The 1,548-nt window shown below is 59.4% G+C and carries 4 protein-coding genes; 1 reads left to right on the top strand and 3 read right to left on the bottom strand.

Annotated features, from left to right (window positions below; translation table 11 throughout):
* Positions 1 to 406: cytochrome P450 (locus A2I95_RS36800; RefSeq protein WP_291737429.1), on the top strand; the 406-nt coding region annotated here is incomplete at its 5' end.
* A 298-nt stretch (positions 407 to 704) separates the two neighbouring features.
* Here A2I95_RS36800 and A2I95_RS36810 read toward each other — a convergent pair.
* From A2I95_RS36810 to A2I95_RS36820, 3 genes are all read right to left on the bottom strand, one after another.
* On the bottom strand, positions 705 to 923 hold the full coding sequence (locus tag A2I95_RS36810) for a ribbon-helix-helix domain-containing protein (protein WP_129371131.1): 219 nt from the start codon (positions 921 to 923) through the stop codon (positions 705 to 707).
* The gene (locus A2I95_RS36815) at positions 920 to 1,108 is read right to left on the bottom strand and encodes a DUF4169 family protein (protein ID WP_291737431.1); all 189 of its coding nucleotides are present in this window, start codon (positions 1,106 to 1,108) and stop codon (positions 920 to 922) included. The genes A2I95_RS36810 and A2I95_RS36815 overlap by 4 nt, the downstream gene beginning before the upstream one ends.
* Positions 1,108 to 1,548: lyase family protein (locus A2I95_RS36820; RefSeq protein WP_291737432.1), on the bottom strand; the 441-nt coding region annotated here is incomplete at its 5' end. The genes A2I95_RS36815 and A2I95_RS36820, both read right to left, overlap by 1 nt.

Genomic DNA, 1,548 nt, shown 5'->3' on the forward strand with positions numbered 1-1,548 from the left:
CCGCGAAACCCTGCGGCTGTATCCGCCGGTGCCGATGATGGTGCGCGAGGCAGCCTGTCCGGAGCAGTTCCGAAACCGCGAAGTGCCAAAGGGCGCGCAGATGGTGCTCAGTCCCTGGCATCTGCACCGGCATGAGCGGCTGTGGGAGAACCCGGATGGGTTTGACCCTTCCCGCTGGCAAACAGAGAACGGCAAGCAGTGCCAGCGGGACGCGTATATCCCTTTCTCGGCGGGGGCACGTGTCTGTACAGGCGCTGGGTTCGCCATGGTGGAAGGACCGTTGATCCTGTCGATGATCCTGCGCGCGTTCCGCGTAGCTCCGGTTGCGGCGCAGGTGCCGGTGCCCGTGGCGCATCTTACGGTGCGGTCGAAGAATGGGATCTGGCTGCAGCTGTCGCGGCGTTAGCCAAGAAAATTGAATTTTCTTGGCAAATTTCTTCGAAGAAATTTGCATCACTGGATGATGCGCACGGCGTCCTGATTGCAGAAGATGACAACCTGACCGGCGTTTTCGACGGCTCGAAATCCACGGCGCTTAAGTTCATAGTGAAAGCGGTCCCAGCCAAGCAGCCGTTCAATATCGCGCTTCTGGCGGCGGACAACACCGCCTTTTGCAGCAGCCTGGGACCGGAAAATCTGCTGTATCCAGGCATCAGCGGTGAGAGGGACAGGCACAGGCATAGCAGCACGATGCCAAACCGTGGTTAACGTGCCCTTAACCGGTGCAGCACAAACAGCCTGATCGCTGAGGCCAATCCGCAATCCTCGCCGCGGGCTTCATCAATTCCGGCAGCCAAATCATTGATTGCACGGCCGTCCTGCGCGGCAATCTCGCGGAAGGCATCCCAGAAGTCATCCTCCAGCGACACCGAGGTCCGGTGCCCGCGCAAGGTCAGTGAGTGCTTCTTGGGTCGGCTGTTCATTCGTCGCGCTTATGGTCGTCCAGGCGCCGGACGTCTTGCACTTTGCGCGCCTTGTCCAATTCCTTTTCCGCCTTGGTCCGCCCGAATGTCACGGCGTTCTGGTCAGCGCGGGCCTTTTTCCCGGCCCGCGCTTTTTCCTTTCTGTACCGGTTCAGATTGACCGGGCCTGAACCGGAGCCGACCATCAGTCCTTAGGCCCGATCATCTGCTCGGGGCGGACGGCGGCGTCGAATGTGGCCTCGTCGACAAAGCCCAGTGCAACCGCCTCTTCCTTCAGAGTGGTGCCGTTCTTATGCGCGGTTTTTGCGACCTTGGTGGCATTGTCGTAACCAATGGTCGGTGCAAGTGCTGTGACCAGCATCAGCGATTCTTTCATCAGCTTATCGATACGAGGCTCGTTGGCTTCAATGCCGTTCAGCATCCGCTCGGTGAAGCTGTCCGCGGCATCGCCCAAGAGCTGGATTGATTGCAGCAGATTGTAGGACATCATCGGGTTGTAGACGTTCAGTTCGAAATGGCCTTGCGAACCTGCGAATTTGATCGCGGCGTCATTGCCCATCACATGGGCGGCCACCTGGGTCAGTGCCTCTGCCTGGGTCGGGTTCACTTTGCCCGGCATGATCGA

This window comes from Leisingera sp. F5, assembly GCF_001593695.1.